This is a genomic window from Nocardia sp. NPDC060255 (assembly GCF_042727395.1).
Classification (GTDB): domain Bacteria; phylum Actinomycetota; class Actinomycetes; order Mycobacteriales; family Mycobacteriaceae; genus Nocardia.
Genome location: NZ_JBHXAU010000003.1, coordinates 337,227 through 355,751 on the forward strand (window position 1 = coordinate 337,227; position 18,525 = coordinate 355,751).

Sequence of the window (18,525 nt, forward strand, 5' to 3'; positions counted from 1 at the left end):
CACCGCCGGTCCGTAAGGCTTGGTTGGCCTGGTCGCGTTGCCGCACGATCAGGGGGGCCGCCAGTGATGTACCTCACCGGAGCTTTCTCAAACCATGCAGTCGGATACGTTGCTGATCGATAGCCGAGATCGCCAGGTGGGAGCGGCCTTTGCGAGTTTCAATCGAATCTGTTTACGGGACTGGATATCGGCTCAGCCTTCGATCACGATCTTTCCGTCCTGACCGGGCACGACGAACGTCAGCATCCGCTCGGCCTCGGCGCGCAGCTCTTCCGCATCGGCCGCGGACAACGGATGCCACGGGGTAACCCGAATCGTGGTGTCGTCCAAGGACCACCGACCGTGCACGAAACCGTCGACCAGGTACATCGGCACACCCCCCGACGCCTCCTTGGCGATCCGCTGGCGATCCTCGTCGCTGATGATCCGGCGCCGGTCCTTGTGGCCGAGCAGCGCGTTGTCGAAGGCGGGCAGGAAGCGCACCGGCACCGGCAGATTCGGATCTGCCAGCGGGGCCTCCGGCAGATCGAACAACACCCGGTGTTGATCGTCGGTGAAAACACGTAGGCGGGTACGCATCTCGTCGACCACCTCGGCGAGCCGGGTGACGCCCGCCCACGCCTGCATGTCGGCGACGGTGGCCGGACCGAACGCGGCCAGGTAGCGCAGGATCAGCGTCTCCGCGTGCGGCGCCGTTTCCATCGGCTCGCCGATCCATTCGTCGGCGAGCGCGACGGTCACCGAGCGGTTGCGCCATTTGCCCCAGGCCCCGGTCACCGGGCTGTGCACCATGGGGACCAGCAGCTCCGCCGACTCGGCGAGCCTGCGGGTGTGCCGACCCGGAAAGCGCTCGCCGAGTAGCGTTCCGAGATCGGCGCGGGACATGATCCGCCCGGACAGCACGTCGCGGCCCGCGGCGGCGAGCTCGTCCAGATCGACGCCCTCGATCTCGTCGCGGTAGTACGGCGCTTGCAGCGCCTGCTGCACGACCGGGCGCACCGTCGGGCGCAGCCAGCGGAAGTCCTGCGCGTCGGCCAGATGAACGGTGCGGCGGATCATGGCCGAGCGCACCAGCTTTCGCTCCCGCAGCAGCGCCGCCAGGTCGTCGTGCGCGAAATCGGTCAGCCGAGTCCACAACCCGACGTAGGGCCAGTTGGGTTCCTGCCCCTGCACCGCGACCAGATGCCGCACCAGTTCCAACGGTGTCATCGCGACCCGCTGCGCCAGCATCTGACGCACCAGCAGGGTTCGGTTCAGCTCACGCAGCGATAGTTCCGTCATGCCTGCCATCTTCGCCGATACCACCGACAGAACGGGGCCCTTCGCCAGTGAACCCGCATACGTATACGTACAATGGTCGTATGTTCGATCCCATCACCCTGGCTGTCGGAGCGGGAATCCTCGGCGTCGGCTGGGCCGTCGGACGCTACGGCCGGCGCGGGCGCGTCGGCGGTAAGGCCATCCAGAGCGTCGCGAAATGCGGATGCGGGCACGACCTGGCCATCCACGACGCACAGGCCGGTGAATGCCACGCCGAGGAGCGACGCTCCATCGCCCCCGCGACGTGGGAGTGGGTGCGCTGCCCCTGCCGCCGCTACACCGGCCCGCTACCCGTCGAGGACTACTTCACCCGCCCGATGCTGCCGCCCACGGACTAACACCCGCCTTACCGACCGAAGGGGCCCTTCGGTCGTCATGACCACCCGACGGTCACCTTCATTCGGCATACCGACCCGGACGGCATCCGACCGAAGGGGCCCTTCGGCCTGTCTGGCGGGATGAAGGACGGCCTTCGGTCGGATGGGCGTGGGTCAGTCCACGTCGGGCTGCATGCGCAGCGGGACGCCGATTCGGTTCCACAGGTTGATCATTGCGGTCACTGCGACCAGGCCGGCGGCGGCGCCCTCGTCGAAATGCTGTTCGACGTCGGACCATATCTCGTCGCTCACGCCGTGGTCGCCTAGTTTCGTCACCGCCTCGGCATAGGCGAGGGCCGCTCGTTCGGCGTCGGAGTAGAGCAGTGACTCGCGCCAGGCACTGAGTTGGAAGATGCGCTTTTCGGTTTCCCCGGCCAGCCTGGCATCGGTGGTGTGCAGATCGATGCAGTACACGCAGCCGTTGATCTGCGAGGCGCGGATCTTGACCAGTTCCCGAACCACCGGGTCCAGCGGGCCGCGGCGGATGGCGCCCTCGGCCGCGAACCACGCCTGGTACAGCTCCGGTGCTACCTTCGCCAGCTTCATCCGTGACACGTTGTCGTCCTTCCTCGATGTTTCGCCTACACCAGTTGGACGAGACAGGCCGGAAAAGTGTGACGCGCGATCACGAATCCGGCAGGCACCGGCCCGGGTCGGGCAGCTCGGCGCACGGCGCGTTGCCGTGCGCGCGCAGCACATCCTTGCCGGTCTGATCGACCAGGAAGTGCAGGAAGGCCGCGGCCAGCGAGTCACCGGGCAGCTCGCCGTAGCTGTAGCCGTATTCCACGCCCCAGAACGGGTAGGTGCGATTGATCGCGGCGTCGCGGTTCGCGGTGACACCGTTGATCGCGACGGTCGGCAGCCCGGCGTCCACCGCCTCGGAGAACTCGGAATAGCCGATGGCGCCGGGGATTTCGCCGACCGCCTTCTGCATGTCCGTGGTCACCTGGACATCGCAGTGCGCCCCGGCGGAGGTCGCGGTGCCCTTGATCGCAGTACAGCTCACGTGCGGACGATCGGGCTGGCCCGCGCCGAGCAGCCTGCGCTCGAACGTATTTCGGGTGCCGGAACCGGGGATCCGATTCACCAGCACGACCGGCAGATCGGGGCCGCCCACGTCGCGCCAGTTAGCGACCCGGCCCTGGTACAGATCCCTGATCTGGGTTTCGGTGAGGCTCTGCACACCGACGTCCTTGTTGACGATCACGGTGAACAGCGACAACGCGAGCGGGCGGTACACCAGCGTGGGATACCCGCTGCCCTTCGGACCGTCGCTGATGGCCAGCAGCGCAGGATTGTCCTTGCCCTCCTCGGCCAGCCGGTCGAGCCCGCGCTCGGTGCCCTCGAAGTTGAACGCGAATTGCGTTCCGGTGCAGCGCTTCTCATAGAAGTCGGCGGCCTCCCGCACGACAGGCGCGAAGGCCGACGACCCGACGACGGTGAGCTTGCCCGAGGCGCATTCCAACGGGGCCGGCGCGGGCTCGACCGCGGCGACGATGAGCTGAACGGCGATCACCAGCACCAGAAAGATGGTCAGCCCCAACATCATTCGAGGAATGCCGGTCTGGCTCCTGGTCTCCTGGACGCGCCCGCCCTTGATGCCGCCGGTCAACACCGGCACGGGATACTCCCCCGAGCCCTCGGAGCGCTGCAGGATGGCCAGGATCTTGTAGTGCTCACTACGATTCAACGGCACCTTGGGCAGATCGATGACGCCGATGCGCCCGGCCATGTCCTCGCGCACCGCGATGCCGGAGTCACCGTCCAGGCTGTCCGCCAGGCCGGGATCGCTGAGCTCGGTCACCGCCATGCCGATCACCAGGCGCTGCGGGAACCGCAGGTGCAGGCCGATCCGCGCCGGATCGGGCGCCTTGTAGTCGTGCGTGTCGATGGGCGTCGCACCGCTGTTCTCGATGCGCACCAAGACAATCGAGAGATCCTTCAGGTCCGGGCTCGCCCCGTCCAGCGCGGGCCGCAGCTGCGGCAGCACACCGGGGAACACAGATTCGACCTCGCCGGTGACGGGCGTGTCCATCTGCACGCGGTAGCCGAGGCGCTTGCGCCCGACGATGACGAATTCGTACAGGAACGCACCGATCGGCACCACGATGCCGATGACCGCCAGCACGATTTCGATGGGAAAGTCGCCCAACGGTTAATCCACCCCCACAAGGTCTGTCTGGCAACCATTTTCAGTCGCGATCGACCATGATCCCCGGAACAGCAGAACTATTCGGCAACATTTAACCCGACGGCCATCAGGCGCCGGGCGACTCGGTCCAGGCCAGCAGGTCGGCCAGCGGCCAGGTGTTGATGACCCGTTCGGCCGCAACACCATTCGCCATAGCGCGTTCGCAACCGTAGCCCTGCCAGTCCAATTGGCCGGGCGCGTGCGCGTCGGTGTCGATGGAGAAGTGGCAGTCCATCTCGACCGCGAGCCGGATCAGCCGGGAGGGCGGGTCGCGGCGTTCCGGTCTGCTGTTGATCTCGACGGCGGTGCCGTAGGTGCGACACGCCTCGAACACCATCTCCGCGTCGAACGCCGACTCGGGTCGGGTGCCACGGCCGCCCTCGACGAGCCGTCCCGTGCAGTGGCCGAGCACGTCGACGTTGGGGTCGGCCACCGCGTAGACCATCCGTTTGGTCATCGTCGCGCTGTCCGCGCGCAGGTGCGAGTGCACGCTGGCCACCACGATGTCGAGTTCGGCGAGCAGGTCGGCCTGCTGGTCGAGGGTGCCGTCGTCGAGGATGTCGACCTCGATGCCGGTGAGGATGCGGAACGGTGCCAGGCGGTCGTTGAGCTCGGCGATCACGTCGAGTTGCTTGCGCAGCCGGCCTGCGGACAGCCCGTTGGCGACCGTCAGGCGCGGCGAGTGATCGGTGAGCGCACAGTATTCGTGCCCGAGGGCCGCCGCGACACCCATCATCTCCGCGATCGGGCTGCCACCGTCGGACCAGTCCGAGTGCGTGTGCAGGTCGCCGCGCAGCTGCGCACGCAGCGGCTTACCCGGCACACCGATGGGCTTCGCCGCGTTGCGCAGGTCGAGCAGCTGTTGCGGCACCACTCCGGAATAGGACTGTTCGATCACGCCCGCGGTCTTCGGCCCGATCCCGGCGATATCGCGCCAGCTGCGCGCGGCCCGGTGCGCCGCGCGCTCCTCGTCCGACAGCTCCGCGACGATATCGGCGGCTCGCCGGTACGCCTTGACCCGATACGTTTCGGCCCGCGAGCGTTCCAGCCAGAAGCCGATCTCGCGAAGCACCTCCACCGGACCCGGCGTGCTCGCCGGGTCCGCGGCGATCGAATCGTCTTCCGCCACAGCGGTTAACGAATCCTGCTGTACTTCATGAAGGCCACTCCGTCCTCGAATACCCGGCTGGTGATCACCCGGAACTTGGCCGCATCGGGCAGCCGCGGCCCCGAGCCGAACAGCGACTTCCCGCGGCCGAGCAGCACCGGGTACAGCTTGAGGAAAATCTGATCGATCTCCGGCAGCAATTCCTGCGCCAGTTCGCCGCCGCCGCAGAGCCAGATCCCGAGACCGTTGTCGCGCTTGAGTTCTCGCACCTTCGCCAGCGGGTCGGCGGCGATCAGCTCGACGTCGGGGTCGGGGTTCTCCGGCAGCGTGGTGGACACCACGTACTGCTTCAGATGCGCGTACGGGCTCGATGTGCCGGTGCGCACGCCGAAGTCGTGCGTCTTGCGGCCCATCAGCACGGTGTCGAAGTAGCGGTTGCGCTTGTCGATGCCGATCGACTCGCGCACCTTCGTCGGCAGCGTCTCCGGATATTGCGCGGTGATCGCAGGCCCATGGTCGCCACCGACCGGGAAGAAATCGACCGATCCGTCCTCGGTGGCGATGTATCCGTCGATGGTCGACGCTACGTAATACGTGAGCTTGCGCATGTGTCCTTCCTCCACGGCCGGACCGACTTCCCGAACCGCCTACTAGAAAGGTAGCTCGCGTCCGCTAACGAGTGCGAGGCTTCGGCTGGCACCGCGGGCAAGAATACGAGGAACGATTCATGAATTTTTCCCGCTGGATCGGGGCGCCGCAGCGGCGGCACGGCTCGTCCTCGCGGCCGTAGACGGCGAGCGAGCGTTCGAAGTAACCGGATTCGCCGTTGACGTTGACGTACAGCGCGTCGAACGAGGTGCCGCCGGCCGTGAGCGCCTCCCCCATGACCGCGCCGACATCGGTGAGCAGTCCGCGGACAGCGGGACGGGACAGGCTGGCGGCGACGCGGGTGCCGTGCAGCTTTGCGCGCCACAGGGATTCGTCGGCGTAGATGTTGCCGATACCGGAGACGACGCTCTGATCGAGCAGCACGCGTTTGATCTCGGTCTGCTTGGCCCGCACCGCGGCGACCACGGATTCCGCGTCGAAGAGGGGATCTAGTGGGTCACGGGCGATATGCGCGACGGGTTCGGGCACCCGGGTGCCGTTCACCTCGACCAGCGGGGCGAGCGCCCAGCCGCCGAAGGTGCGTTGGTCGATGAAACGCAGTTGCCTGCCGTCGCCGAGAGTCGCGCGAATGTGTGCGTGCTTCTCCAGCGGTGCGTCGGCCGGTTGCACGAGCATCTGCCCGCTCATGCCGAGATGCACGACGAGCGCGGTATCGGGCTCGTCGAAGGTGAGCCAGAGATATTTGCCGCGCCGCTCGGCGGACTCGACCTTCAGGCCGGTCAACCGCGCGGCGAGATCGGCGGCACCCTCGAGGTGGCGGCGCACCGAGCGCGGATGGGTGACCGCGACCGACTCGATGACCCGGCCGACCACGTGCTCGGCGACGCCACGCCGGACGACCTCTACCTCGGGAAGTTCTGGCACGATCAGGATTCGGCGGTCAGCGCCTGGTAGGCGGTGCCCGCGGCCTTCTGCTCGGCTTCCTTCTTGGAGCGACCGACGCCCTGCCCGTAAGCCCGGCCGCCGACCACGGTGGTCGCCGTGAATTCCTTGTCGTGATCGGGACCGGTCGAGGTGATCTCGTAGCTGGGCACACCGAGACCGCGTTCGGCGGTGAGTTCCTGCAGGCTGGTCTTCCAGTCGAGGCCGGCCCCCATCCGGGGTCCGCGCTCGAGCAGGTCGGCGAACAGCCGCAGCACCACCTCACGCGCGACGTCGATGCCGTGCTCCAGATGCACCGCACCGAGCAGCGACTCCATGCCGTCGGCAAGGATGCTCGGCTTGTCCCGGCCGCCGGTGAGCTCTTCGCCCTTGCCGAGCAGCAGGTGCACGCCGAGACCGCCCTCGCCGAGCTGACGCGCCACCTCGGCGAGCGCGTGCATGTTCACCACGCTCGCGCGCAGCTTGGCCAGTTCGCCCTCGGACTTGTCCGGGTGCTCGTGGTAAAGCCGCTCGGTGATGCTCAGACCCAGCACGGAATCGCCCAGAAATTCCAGGCGCTCGTTGGTCGGCAGGCCACCGTTCTCATATGCGTACGACCGGTGCGTCAGCGCGAGCCGCAGCAGATCCGGCTGCAGCTCGACGCCGAGCGCCGCGAGCAGGCTCGCGTGTCCGATGGACGAGTCAGGTTCGGTCACGTCTATACGACAGGTTGAACTGTTAGACAGCTGCTGTGACCTGACGGCCCTTGTACGTGCCGCAGGAGGGGCACGCGATGTGCGGCAGGGTCTTCTCGCCGCAGGCGCGGTTCGGGCAGGTGATCAGGGTCGGCGCGGTGGCCTTCCACTGGCTGCGCCGCGACCTGGTGTTGGAACGGGACATCCGGCGCTTGGGAACGGCCACGACTACTTCTCCTCTGTCATATTGCTTGCCATTTCGGCTGACTGGTCTGCTGCTGTGGCCGCACCCTGGTCGGGGCTGCCGTTGCCGGGCGATGCAGTGGCAAATTTCGCCAGCCCGGCCCAGCGAGGGTCAAGTATCTCATGCGAGTGCTCGGATCCCGCAATCGCCATCCGGACGCCACATTCCGCGCACAGTCCGGCGCAGTCGGGCGAGCACAGCGGCTGCAGCGGGAGCTCGATGCCGATCGCGTCGATGACCACCGGTTCGAGGTCGATCGTGTCGTCGATCATGCGGTAGGCATCGTCGTCGTCGGTGGTCTGCTCGGTGGTGCTGTCCGGGTAGGCGAACAGCTCGGTGAGGTGCAGATTCACCTCGTCGGTGAACGGCTCGAGGCAGCGCGAGCACTCGCCCTCGATCGGCGCGGCCACCGTTCCGGTGACCAGCACACCCTCGGACACCGCCTGCAGCCGCAGGTCGAGCTCGATCTCGGCGCCGACCGGCACGCCGACCAGGTCGAGGCCGATGCGGTCGACGGTGGTGATCGTGCGCTGGAGCTCGCGCATCGTCCCGGCCCGGCGGCCGAGACTGCGGACGTCCAGCACGAAGGCCGCGTCGGGCTCTCGGCGCGTGGCCGAGCTCTGACGCGGGGCGGAACCGGAACCGGCGGACATCACGAACTCACTTCACTTTCGGGGGGATGGGCAACCACACCACGATACGCGAGGGTTCGAATCCACCCAAATGCAGCAGTCGGGTCAGCGGCGGTAATCGGCGGCGTAGTCGGGGGCGCCCGCGCCGGAGCGGAGTTGGTGACGGCCGCGGCCGACGGTGCGCAGGGTGTTGCTCAGGGTCTCCTCGAAGTCGGCGAGCTTGGAGTCGACGTAGACGTCGCACTCCTCGCGCATCCGATCGGACTCACCGTGCGCGGCGTCGATCACCCGGGCGGATTCGGCGTGCGCGGCGCGGACCACCTCGGTCTGTGCGACCAGGCGGTCCCGCTCGGCCTCGCCCTCGGCGACCGATCGATCGTAGGAAGCCTTGCCCGCTTCGATCATTCGCTCGGATTCCAGCCGGGCCCGGCCGGTGACGGCCTCGAATTCGGCGTTGCCGTCGGCGACCACGCGGTCGGCCTCGGCCTGGGCGGTGTTGACGAGGTGGTCGGCATGCGCGCTCGCCTCGGCGACCATGCGGTCGGCGTGCGCCTTGGCGTCGGCGAGGATGCGGTCGGCCTCCTCGCGGGCCGAGCCGATGGTGTGACTCGCCTGCTCGTTGGCGCTGCTCACCGTGATCTCGGCGGCCGAGCGGGCATCCGAGACGATCTTGTCTCTGATGTCGAGCACGTCCTGGGCGTCGTCGAGCTCGCCCGGCAGTGCGTCGCGCACGTCGTCGAGCAATTCCAGCACGTCGCCGCGCGGCACGATGCAGCTGCGGGTCGGCGGGATGCCACGCGCCTCCTCGACGATGGCGACCAGCTCGTCGAGGGCTTCGAATACGCGGTACATGCTGACTACCCCACTCTCCTACGACTCAATGGCGAACTGTCCGCCGAGCCCCAGTGTGCCCCTCATCACGGCCTGTGCCGAGTCACCCTCCGGTGTGTCGTCGCAGTGTCTCGTACGCCACACAAATCAAGTGGAGGATCTGTCTCCGCTTCGTGTTATCGTCAATAGGAAGATCGACAAGGTCTTCATCCCGAGCGCAGCCCCCACCGGGACTGCGGGATTGAGGAAGCCAGAGGGAAGGGCTACCCGGTCCGCCGAGTGTTGACAGAGTCCGACTGAACAAGCGGGACCTGTCAAGAGTCGGCGGGAAGGAAGCGATCACCGTCGCTGTTGTCCCCAGCGAAGGCTTGAGTTCGATCGGAAACACCATGACTGTTCTGGATCTACAGAGATCGGCAGGAGTTAGCACCACCAGCTACTTCATGCCGTGGGTAGGCCCGTACCCGCTGCTCCAGCCGGTACCGGTGGCCGCGCGGTTCCAGCAGTTGATGACTTACCTGCGTGGCGACCGCGCCTTCGCCCAGCTGATCCGCTTCGCGCTGGTCGGTGGGTCCAGCAACATCGCCTACGTGCTGCTGTTCTTCGCCATGCACGGCATCGGCCCGCTGATGGCCAACGTGGTCGGTTCGATCGTCAGCACCGTGATCGCCAACGAGCTGCACCGCCAGCTCACCTTCCACGCCAGCGGCCGCGTCGGCTGGTTCACCGCACAGTGGGAAGGCGGCGGCCTGGCACTGGTCGGCCTCGCCATCACCACCGCGGGCCTGGCGGCGCTGGACGTGTGGGCCCCGACCATCGGCGGCACCGCGGAGGCCACGGCCATCCTCGGCATCACCGCGGTTGTCGGCGGCATGCGCTTCCTGGCCCTGCGCGGTTTGGTCTTCTGAACCTCGTCGAGTGAGGGGAATCAGCCCCGGTCCCAAAGCTTTTGGGATCGGGGCTGATTGCGTTCCGGACTAGCTCTGGCGCTCGGCGAGACGGGCGAGCAGGCGCTTGTGCACCGAAGGGGGCAGCATGTCGGTGACGTCGCCGCCGAAGGTCGCCACCTCTTTGACCAGTGAGCTGGACAGGAAGCTGAAGGCGGGGTTGGAGGCGATGAAGAAGGTCTCGACGCCGGAGAGCTTCTTGTTCATCTGGGCCATCTGCAGCTCGTAGCCGAAGTCGGTCGCGTCGCGCAGGCCCTTCACGATGGCCGTGACGCCCTGCTCCTTGGCGAAGTCCACCAGCAGGCCGTACCACGACTCCACTCGGACGTTGGGCAGGTGGGCGGTCGACTCGCGCAGCATCTCGATGCGCTCGTCGATGCTGAACATGCCCTGCTTGTTCTTGTTGATCGAGACGGTGACGACGACCTCGTCGAACTGAGCCGCTGCCCGCGCGAAGACGTCGATGTGTCCGTTGGTCACCGGGTCGAAGGACCCGGGGCACAGTGCTCCTGCCATGGTCAGACGCTATCGTGCGGGCGGGTCACGCGGCACGGAGGGTGCTCGAAACCACACGGTCAGTCGAAAGTCGCCATTTCGATGCGTGTTTCGCCGTACTTACGCGGCTTCATCGCCGAATAACCCGCAGGCCATTCGATTTCCGGCGATCGGCGCGCCCGCTCGACGACGACGAGGGCGTCGGGCCGCAACCAGCCGTCGGCCAGCGCCCGCAGGTCGCCGAGTACCGCGTCGATCTCGACCGCGTAGGGCGGGTCGGACAGCACCAGGTCGAATTCGCCTGCGCCGCCCAGTGCCAGCACGCTCGCCACGGTCGCGACCCGCAGCTCCGCGCCGGGCAGCCCGACATCGGCGATGTTGCCGCGGACGACCTCGGCTGCCTTGCGATCGGCTTCGACGAGCAGTGCGTGCGCGGCGCCGCGGGACAGCGCCTCCAAGCCGAGCGCGCCCGAGCCCGCGTACAGGTCGAGCACCCGGATGCCGTCGAAGTCGAGCCGCGCGTCGAGCGCGCTGAACACGGCCTCGCGCACCCGGTCCGAGGTGGGGCGGGTCCCGGCGGGCGGCACCCGCAGCTTCCGCCCGCCCGCCGTGCCGGCGACGATCCGGGTCATTCGGACTCGCGTACGGCGAGTTCGATCAACAGGTCGCCGCCCTCGACCTGCTGTACCTGGCCGATCGCGACCCGGCCCACGGTTCCCGCCCGCGGCGCGGTGATCGCGGCCTCCATCTTCATCGCCTCGATGGTGCCGACGGTGTCGCCCGCCGCGATCGAATCGCCCTCGGCGACAGCCAAGGTCACGACGCCCGCGAACGGTGCGGCGATGTGACCGGCATTGCCCTTGTCCGCCTTCTCCGCGGCGGGAATGTCGCTGGCGATGGAGCGGTCGCGGACAGCGACCGGGCGCAGCTGGCCGTTGAGGATGCACATGACGGTGCGCATGCCGCGCTCGTCGGGCTCGGAGATGGCTTCGAGGCCGATGAGCAGGACGACGCCCGGTTCGAGTTGGACGCGGTGTTCCTCGCCGTGGCGCAGGCCGTAGAAGAACTGGTTCGCCGACAGGCCCATGGTGTCGCCGTACTTCTCGCGGTGCGCGTTGAATTCGGCGGTGGGCGCGGGGAACAGCAGTCGGTTCAGCGTGGCGCGGCGTTCGGCGGAGGTGCCTGCCAGGCCGGCCTCGTCGGCTGCGGTGAGCGGGGTCTCCGGCTTGGCCTCGCCACGTCCGGCCAGGGCGCGGCTACGGAAGGGTTCGGGCCAGCCACCGGCCGGGGTGCCGAGTTCGCCACGCAGGAAACCGATTACCGAATCGGGGATGTCGTAGCGGCCCGGGTCGGCGGCGAAGTCTTCGATGTCGACGCCGGTGCCGACCAGGGCGAGGGCGAGGTCGCCGACGACCTTGGAGGACGGCGTCACCTTGATCAGGCGGCCCAGGAGCCGGTCTGCGGCAGCGTATTTCGCTTCGACCTCCTCGAACCGATCCCCCAAGCCCAGCGCGATGGCCTGCTGGCGCAGGTTCGACAGCTGACCGCCGGGGATCTCGTGGGTGTAGACGCGTCCGGTCGGGGCAGGCAGCCCGGACTCGAAGGGCTTGTACACCTTTCGCAGCGCTTCCCAGTACGGCTCGAGATCGCAAACGTTCTGCAGGTTCAGCCCGGTGTCGTGCTCGCTGTGCGCCGCGGCGGCGACGATCGCGGAAAGCGCAGGCTGGCTGGTGGTTCCGGCCATCGCGGCACTCGCGCCGTCGACGGCGTCGGCACCGGCCTGCCAGGCGGCCAGATACGTCGCCAGCTGGCCGCCGGGGGTGTCGTGGGTGTGCACGTGGACCGGCAGGTCGAAGTTGCTGCGCAACGCGGTCACCAGGGTGGCGGCGGCGGGGGCGCGCAGCAGTCCGGCCATGTCCTTGATCGCCAGGATGTGCGCGCCCGCGTCGACCATCTGCTCGGCGAGCTTGAGGTAATAGTCCAGGGTGTACAGGGTTTCGTCCGGGTTGGACAGGTCCCCGGTGTAGCTCATCGCGACTTCGGCGATGGCGGTACCGGTTTCGCGCACCGCGTCGATGGCCGGGCGCATCTGATCAACGTTGTTGAGCGCGTCGAAGATCCGGAAGATGTCGATACCGGTCGCGGTAGCCTCGGACACGAACGCCCGCGTCACCTGCTCCGGATACGGCGTGTAGCCCACGGTATTACGGCCACGCAGCAGCATCTGCAGACAGATGTTCGGCACGGCCGCGCGCAAGGCGGCCAACCGCTCCCACGGGTCCTCGTACAGGAAGCGCAGCGCCACATCGTAAGTCGCGCCGCCCCAGGCCTCGATCGACAGCAGTTCGGGCGTCAGCCGGGCCACGTGCCCCGCGACACCGAGCAGGCCGTTGGTGCGCACGCGAGTGGCCAGCAGCGACTGGTGCGCGTCCCGGAACGTGGTGTCGGTGACGCCGACCGCCTGCTGCGCGCGCAGCGCCTTCGCGAAACCTTCTGGCCCGAGCTGCAACAGCCGCTGCCGAGAGCCGTCCGGCGGCGGCACCGACAGATCGATCGCGGGCAGCTTGTCGTGCGGATACACCGTCGTCGGCCGCTCGCCGTGCGGCTTGTTCACCGTGACGTCGGCCAGATACGTGAGGATCTTGGTGCCGCGGTCCGCCGACCCCCGCTGGTTGAGCAGCTCCGGACGCTCATCGATGAAGGACGTGGTGACCCGCCCCGCCCTGAAGTCCGGGTCGTCGAGCACCGCGAGCAGGAACGGAATGTTGGTGGTAACGCCACGAATTCGGAACTCGGCGAGCGCCCGCTGGGCCCGCGACACCGCCGCGCCGAAGTCGCGGCCGCGGCAGGTGAGCTTCACCAGCATCGAGTCGAAGTAGGCGCCGATCTCGGCACCGAGGTTGGCGCCGCCGTCGAGCCGGATGCCCGCGCCGCCCGGCGTGCGGTAGGCGGTGATCCGGCCGGTGTCGGGGCGGAAGCCGTTGTTCGGGTCCTCGGTGGTGATCCGGCACTGCATCGCGGCACCGCGGATGCTGACCGTTTCCTGACTGAGCCCGAGCTGTTCGAGGGTCTCCCCCGCCGCGATCCGCATCTGTGACTGCACCAGGTCGACATCGGTGATCTCCTCGGTCACCGTGTGCTCGACCTGGATGCGCGGGTTCATCTCGATGAAGACGTGCTTGCCGCGCTCGTCGAGCAGGAACTCGACGGTGCCCGCGCAGCTGTAACCGATCTCCTTGGCGAAGGCCACCGCGTCGGCGCAGATGCGGTCGCGCAGTTCGGGATCAAGGTTCGGTGCGGGCGCGAGCTCGATCACCTTCTGGTGCCTGCGCTGCACCGAGCAGTCGCGCTCGAACAGGTGCATCACGTTGCCGTGCTGGTCGGCCAGGATCTGCACCTCGATGTGGCGCGGGTTCACCACTGCCTGCTCGAGGAAAACGGTCGGATCGCCGAACGCCGATTCGGCCTCGCGCGACGCGGCCTCGATGGACTCGCGCAGGTGCTCGGCATCGGCGACCCGGCGCATGCCGCGCCCGCCGCCGCCGGCCACCGCCTTGACGAAGATCGGGTAGTCCAGCTCTTGCGACGCGGCGAGCAGCTCGTCCACGTCCGCGGACGGCGCGCTGGAGCGCAGCACCGGCAGGCCTGCGGCCTTGGCCGCGGCGATGGCCCTGGCCTTGTTGCCCGCGAGCTCGAGCACGTCGGCGGACGGGCCGATGAAGGTGATGCCCTCGCGGGCGCAGGCCGCGGCCAGGTCCGGGTTCTCGGACAGGAAGCCGTAGCCAGGGTAGACGGCGTCGGCGCCTGCCGACTTTGCCGCGTCGACGATCGCGTCGATCGACAGATACGCCCGGACCGGGTGTCCCTGTTCACCGATCTGGTACGACTCGGCCGCCTTCATCCGATGGACCGAATTGCGGTCCTCGTACGGGAAGACGGCTACCGTCCCCACGCCGAGCTCGTAGGCCGCGCGAAAGGCCCTGATGGCGATCTCGCCGCGGTTGGCAACCAGAACTTTCGTGAACATCCGCCTAAGGTACCCGGACTCCGCCCCCACGCAGACACGGAAGGGGCCTTCGCAAGCATCTTCACAACCCGGGCTAGCACTGTTGCGAAGATCCGTGCCCCGCGACATCACATCGTCAGATCCAGTGCATCGTGCGATGCCGGAACCCGCCCCGGAACTGACCTACCGCGAGGCCGATCATCAGTCCGCGTTCTTCGGCGACTAATCCGCGAGTAAAGGGCAGCCGAATCATCCGTAACAAAACTTCGGGAAGATGAATTTCGGGTAAACCATTCTTGGGGAATTCGCCGTTCAGTCGCGCAAGGCCGAGACCTCTGCTACGGCCCTGCCGATAGCCGGGCCGGAAACCGCGACGGTAGCGATAGGCGATCAGCGCCTCGGCCAGATAGCCGAGGCGGTATCCCGCTCGATGGGCGCGCCAGCCGAATTCGAGATCCTCGTTGGCGGCATAGCTGGCGTCCTGTCCGCCGAGCTTCCGATAGACCTCGGCGCGGCACGCCATGCTGGTGCCGATGATCACAGGAGCATAAACGCCGGGCGGCTGGAATTGGTCCGGCGCCGGGATGTTGGCGACCAGGCGCGGGTGGTCCGTGTTGAGCGAATCACCCTCGATCGCAGAACAAGTCAGGTCGTAGCCCTCGTCCAGGAACTCGACCATGCGACTGACCCAGCTCGGGTACGCGCGGTCGTCGTGATCACAGAACAGTAACACCTCACCCGTGGCACTACCGGCCCCGACATTTCGGGCAAATGCGGCACCGCACCCACCCGACGCATCAACATACCGGAGCTTCAGCCGATCCCGGACCTGGTGATTTTCGATATGGACGCGCACGTCGACCGGTGAGCCGTTGTCGGCGATGACAACGTCGAATTCCCCCGGATAATCTTGACGCGTCAAGGCGTCCAGCTGTATATCGAGCAGATCACGGCCCGCGACCGTCTCCACATATGTCGGAATGACGATCGATACCGATCGTTCAGTCGTCACAAGCACTCCTGCTATCGACCCCCGCGCCGAAGCCCTCCCCAGAGGGTGACAACTTTAGACATATTCCGGAAAGCTGGGCTACACCCGATTTCCGTGGGGTTCCTCACAGACTTGGACAGGCGACCAGATGACGCGGGCCAGCCGATCGAGAGCGACCGCCGCACCGCCCGGCCGCACCGCGCTCCCGCCACGCGCCCTATGCTGGAGGGTGCAGCTGGTTCACCGCGCGCGTACGAGATGGAGCCCCGTCGTCGCGTTGCGGAGCCGAGTTCGGCCGCCCCGAAAGGGCGGACGGGCGAGAGGGAACCCGGTGGGAATCCGGGACTGTCCCGCAGCGGTAAGCAGGAACGAACGCCGTTACAAGCACTGGGCGCACCACACCCGGGAAGCGACGGCCAGTAGGTCGGCCGACCAGGCCGGTGCCTGTGAGTCCGAAGACCTGCCAGCCGTGTCGGATACGCCGTATCCGACGGCCACCGCCTCGTGGATCTGGGCGCGCGGTCTACCAGTACTTGATGTGTCGGGCTCTGTTGTCGAATCTCCTGACGTGTCACCCGGTAGCCGCGCAGCCCGCATGGCGACGGCCCACGACACCAGCACTGGAGAGACAACGTGACTGTTGTAAATCAGACACCGTTCACCGCAACGGTTCTCGGGCTACCTAGGGTCGGACCGCGGCGTGAGCTCAAGCGGGCCACCGAGGCCTACTGGGCAGGCAAGATCGACGCCGATCAGCTGCACACCGTCGCCCGCGACCTGCGGCACGCCCAACTCGCCGAACTACAAGCGGCAGGCCTGGATTCGATTCCGGTGGGCACCTTCTCGTACTACGACCAGGTACTCGACACCGCCGTCCTGCTCGGCGCGCTGCCGCCGCGGGTGGCCGGGATCGCCGATCCGCTGGACCGCTACTTCGCCGCCGCGCGCGGCAACGCTGGGTCCGACCTAAAAGCCGGCATCGAACCGCTGGAAATGACCAAGTGGTTCGACACCAACTACCACTACCTGGTGCCGGAAATCGACCAGGACACGGCGTTCTCGCTGAACCCGGCGAAGCTGCTCGACGAGGTGCGCGAGGCACTCGCGCTCGGCGCGCCCGCCCGTCCGGTGGTGGTCGGCCCGATCACCTTCCTGAAGCTGGCCAAGGCCACCGGCGGGGCGGCGCTGGACCGGCTCGCCGAACTCGTCCCGCTGTATTCCGAACTGCTCCGGCTGCTGGCCGAGGCGGGCATCGGCTGGGTGCAGATCGATGAGCCCGCGCTGGTCACCGACCTCACCGAGGCCGAAATCGAGCTGGTGCGAAGCACTTACACCGAGCTGACCGCGTCGGCCGAGCGTCCGGCGATCCTGGTGGCGACCTACTTCGGGCACGCCGACGCGGCGCTGAACGCGCTGGCGAGCACCGACATCGAGGGCATCGCGCTCGACTTCACCTCCGGCACCGGTGTTTCCGATGTCGCCGGTATTCCGGCGCTGGCGAGCAAGCTGCTGGTGGCCGGTGTGGTCGACGGACGCAACGTCTGGCGCGCCGATCTCGACGCCGTGCTCGCCACCCTCGGCACCCTGCTGGGTTCGGCTGCCTCGGTGGCGGTTTCGACCTCCTGCTCGCTGCTGCACGTGCCGTACACGCTGGCCGCGGAGACCAAGCTGGACGAGCGGCTGCGGTCGTGGCTGGCCTTCGGTACCGAGAAGGTGGCCGAGGTTCGGCTGCTGGCGACCGCGCTGACCGCGGGCACCGAGGCGATCGACGCCGAATTGGCCGACACCCGTGCGGCATTGGCGGCGCGGCAGGCCGACACCCGGCTGCATGACCCGCAGGTGCGGGCCCGGCTGGCCGAGCTGGGCCCGGACACGATCCGCCGCGCACCCGCCGAGGAGCGCCGCGTACTGCAGCAGGAGCAGTTGCACCTGCCGCCGCTGCCGACCACCACCATCGGCTCGTACCCGCAGACCTCGGCCATCCGGTTGGCCAGGTCCGCGTTCAACAAAGGCGAGATCGACGAGGCGGAATACATCCGCCGGATGCGCGCCGAGGTCGCCGATGTCATTGCGCTGCAAGAGAAGTTGGGCCTCGACGTGCTGGTGCACGGCGAGCCGGAGCGCAACGACATGGTGCAGTACTTCGCCGAGCAGCTCGACGGCTTCGCCGCCACCGAGCTCGGCTGGGTGCAGTCCTACGGTTCCCGCTGCGTGCGGCCGCCGATCCTGTTCGGCGACGTCAAGCGGCCGACGCCGATGACCGTCGACTGGATCAGCTACGCCCAGTCGCTCACCGCGAAGCCGGTCAAGGGCATGCTCACCGGGCCGGTCACCATCCTGGCCTGGTCGTTCGTCCGCGACGACCAGCCGCTCGGCGACTCGGCGCGGCAGGTCGCGCTGGCGATCCGGGACGAGACGGTGGACCTGCAGGCCGCGGGCATCCGCGTCATCCAAGTCGACGAGCCCGCGCTGCGCGAGCTGCTGCCGTTGCGCAAGGCCGATCAGCAGGCCTACCTCGACTGGTCGGTGCAGTCGTTCCGCCTGGCCACCTCCGGTGTCTCGGACGCCACCCAGGTGCACACCCACCTGTGCTACTCGGAGTTCGGCGAGGTGATCGACGCGATCGCCGGCCTGGACGCCGACGTGACCTCGATCGAGGCGGCGCGCTCGCGAATGGAGGTGCTCGACGACCTCAACGCGGCGGGCTTCGACCTCGGCGTCGGGCCGGGGGTCTACGACATCCACTCGCCCCGGGTGCCCAGCGTCGAGGAGATCACCACCTCCTTACGCGCGGCACTGAAAGCCGTTCCCGCCGAACGACTGTGGGTCAACCCCGACTGCGGTCTGAAGACCCGCGGCCAGGCCGAGGTGGAGGCGTCGCTGCGCAACATGGTCGCCGCCGCGACCGCCGTGCGCTGACCGTCTCGGCTGTTCACTGACGCTCGGCGCCGCCGCCTGATCCAGGCGGCGGCGCCGAGCTCGATCATCTTCGCCCTCAGCCCGCCTCGGGCTCGGGTCGGGAGACCCGGCGCCGCCGTGACGTGTATCGCTCGCACGGCTCTTCGGCCCGCTTGACCGGTTGCTGCCGCGACCTGGAGCTCATCCCTCGTCGCCACGCCGTATGACACCCGGGACAACGATCCATCCCAACCCCTCCT

Annotated in this window: 17 protein-coding genes and 1 riboswitch; of the genes, 3 read left to right on the forward strand and 14 right to left on the reverse strand. The window is 67.8% G+C overall.

Annotated features, from left to right (window positions below):
* Positions 1 to 192 precede the first annotated feature (192 nt).
* Entirely contained in the window at positions 193 to 1,281 is a 1,089-nt protein-coding gene (locus tag ACFWF1_RS09875; protein WP_379284781.1) for a winged helix DNA-binding domain-containing protein, read from the reverse strand.
* Positions 1,282 to 1,361: 80 nt separating this feature from the next.
* Here ACFWF1_RS09875 and ACFWF1_RS09880 point away from each other — a divergent pair, with 80 nt between their 5' ends.
* Positions 1,362 to 1,658: a hypothetical protein gene (locus tag ACFWF1_RS09880; protein ID WP_379284782.1), complete on the forward strand. Its 297-nt coding sequence runs from the start codon at positions 1,362 to 1,364 to the stop codon at positions 1,656 to 1,658.
* A gap of 153 nt (positions 1,659 to 1,811) precedes the next feature.
* On the opposite strand, the gene ACFWF1_RS09885 is transcribed toward ACFWF1_RS09880, so the two are convergent.
* The 9 genes from ACFWF1_RS09885 to ACFWF1_RS09925 form a co-directional block, all read right to left on the reverse strand.
* Positions 1,812 to 2,243, reverse strand: a complete 432-nt coding sequence (locus tag ACFWF1_RS09885) for a carboxymuconolactone decarboxylase family protein (protein WP_379284783.1) — start codon at positions 2,241 to 2,243, stop codon at positions 1,812 to 1,814.
* Between the two features lie 79 nt (positions 2,244 to 2,322).
* Entirely contained in the window at positions 2,323 to 3,849 is a 1,527-nt protein-coding gene (locus ACFWF1_RS09890) for a PstS family phosphate ABC transporter substrate-binding protein (RefSeq protein ID WP_379284784.1), read from the reverse strand.
* Positions 3,850 to 3,955: 106 nt separating this feature from the next.
* Positions 3,956 to 5,017 (reverse strand): PHP domain-containing protein, encoded by a 1,062-nt coding sequence (locus ACFWF1_RS09895; protein ID WP_379284785.1) that lies wholly within the window; start codon positions 5,015 to 5,017, stop codon positions 3,956 to 3,958.
* A gap of 5 nt (positions 5,018 to 5,022) precedes the next feature.
* Entirely contained in the window at positions 5,023 to 5,604 is a 582-nt protein-coding gene (locus ACFWF1_RS09900) for a dihydrofolate reductase family protein (RefSeq protein ID WP_379284786.1), read from the reverse strand.
* A 64-nt stretch (positions 5,605 to 5,668) separates the two neighbouring features.
* On the reverse strand, positions 5,669 to 6,529 hold the full coding sequence (gene mutM, locus ACFWF1_RS09905) for a bifunctional DNA-formamidopyrimidine glycosylase/DNA-(apurinic or apyrimidinic site) lyase (RefSeq protein WP_379284787.1): 861 nt from the start codon (positions 6,527 to 6,529) through the stop codon (positions 5,669 to 5,671).
* A 2-nt stretch (positions 6,530 to 6,531) separates the two neighbouring features.
* On the reverse strand, positions 6,532 to 7,242 hold the full coding sequence (rnc, locus tag ACFWF1_RS09910) for a ribonuclease III (protein WP_379284788.1): 711 nt from the start codon (positions 7,240 to 7,242) through the stop codon (positions 6,532 to 6,534).
* A 22-nt stretch (positions 7,243 to 7,264) separates the two neighbouring features.
* Positions 7,265 to 7,447, reverse strand: a complete 183-nt coding sequence (rpmF, locus tag ACFWF1_RS09915; protein WP_014987105.1) for a 50S ribosomal protein L32 — start codon at positions 7,445 to 7,447, stop codon at positions 7,265 to 7,267.
* A 2-nt stretch (positions 7,448 to 7,449) separates the two neighbouring features.
* The gene (locus tag ACFWF1_RS09920) at positions 7,450 to 8,118 is read right to left on the reverse strand and encodes a YceD family protein (protein WP_379284789.1); all 669 of its coding nucleotides are present in this window, start codon (positions 8,116 to 8,118) and stop codon (positions 7,450 to 7,452) included.
* A gap of 84 nt (positions 8,119 to 8,202) precedes the next feature.
* Positions 8,203 to 8,949, reverse strand: coding sequence for a DivIVA domain-containing protein (locus ACFWF1_RS09925; protein ID WP_379284790.1), 747 nt, complete (start codon positions 8,947 to 8,949; stop codon positions 8,203 to 8,205).
* Between the two features lie 368 nt (positions 8,950 to 9,317).
* Here ACFWF1_RS09925 and ACFWF1_RS09930 point away from each other — a divergent pair, with 368 nt between their 5' ends.
* The gene (locus ACFWF1_RS09930) at positions 9,318 to 9,836 is read left to right on the forward strand and encodes a GtrA family protein (RefSeq protein ID WP_379284791.1); all 519 of its coding nucleotides are present in this window, start codon (positions 9,318 to 9,320) and stop codon (positions 9,834 to 9,836) included.
* 69 nt (positions 9,837 to 9,905) lie between these two features.
* Here ACFWF1_RS09930 and coaD read toward each other — a convergent pair whose 3' ends face one another.
* The 4 genes from coaD to ACFWF1_RS09950 all read right to left on the reverse strand — a co-directional run bounded on the left by coaD (position 9,906) and on the right by ACFWF1_RS09950 (position 15,388).
* Positions 9,906 to 10,391, reverse strand: coding sequence for a pantetheine-phosphate adenylyltransferase (coaD, locus tag ACFWF1_RS09935; RefSeq protein WP_357378228.1), 486 nt, complete (start codon positions 10,389 to 10,391; stop codon positions 9,906 to 9,908).
* Positions 10,392 to 10,450: 59 nt separating this feature from the next.
* Complete coding sequence (gene rsmD, locus ACFWF1_RS09940) at positions 10,451 to 11,002, reverse strand: 16S rRNA (guanine(966)-N(2))-methyltransferase RsmD (RefSeq protein ID WP_379284792.1); 552 nt, start codon at positions 11,000 to 11,002, stop codon at positions 10,451 to 10,453.
* The gene (locus ACFWF1_RS09945; RefSeq protein WP_379284793.1) at positions 10,999 to 14,397 is read right to left on the reverse strand and encodes a pyruvate carboxylase; all 3,399 of its coding nucleotides are present in this window, start codon (positions 14,395 to 14,397) and stop codon (positions 10,999 to 11,001) included. The genes rsmD and ACFWF1_RS09945 overlap by 4 nt, the downstream gene beginning before the upstream one ends.
* 115 nt (positions 14,398 to 14,512) lie before the next feature.
* Positions 14,513 to 15,388 (reverse strand): glycosyltransferase, encoded by an 876-nt coding sequence (locus ACFWF1_RS09950; RefSeq protein ID WP_379284794.1) that lies wholly within the window; start codon positions 15,386 to 15,388, stop codon positions 14,513 to 14,515.
* A 298-nt stretch (positions 15,389 to 15,686) separates the two neighbouring features.
* Positions 15,687 to 15,829, forward strand: a riboswitch (cobalamin riboswitch).
* A gap of 171 nt (positions 15,830 to 16,000) precedes the next feature.
* Here ACFWF1_RS09950 and metE point away from each other — a divergent pair.
* On the forward strand, positions 16,001 to 18,286 hold the full coding sequence (gene metE, locus ACFWF1_RS09955) for a 5-methyltetrahydropteroyltriglutamate--homocysteine S-methyltransferase (protein WP_379284795.1): 2,286 nt from the start codon (positions 16,001 to 16,003) through the stop codon (positions 18,284 to 18,286).
* Positions 18,287 to 18,525: the final 239 nt, after the last annotated feature.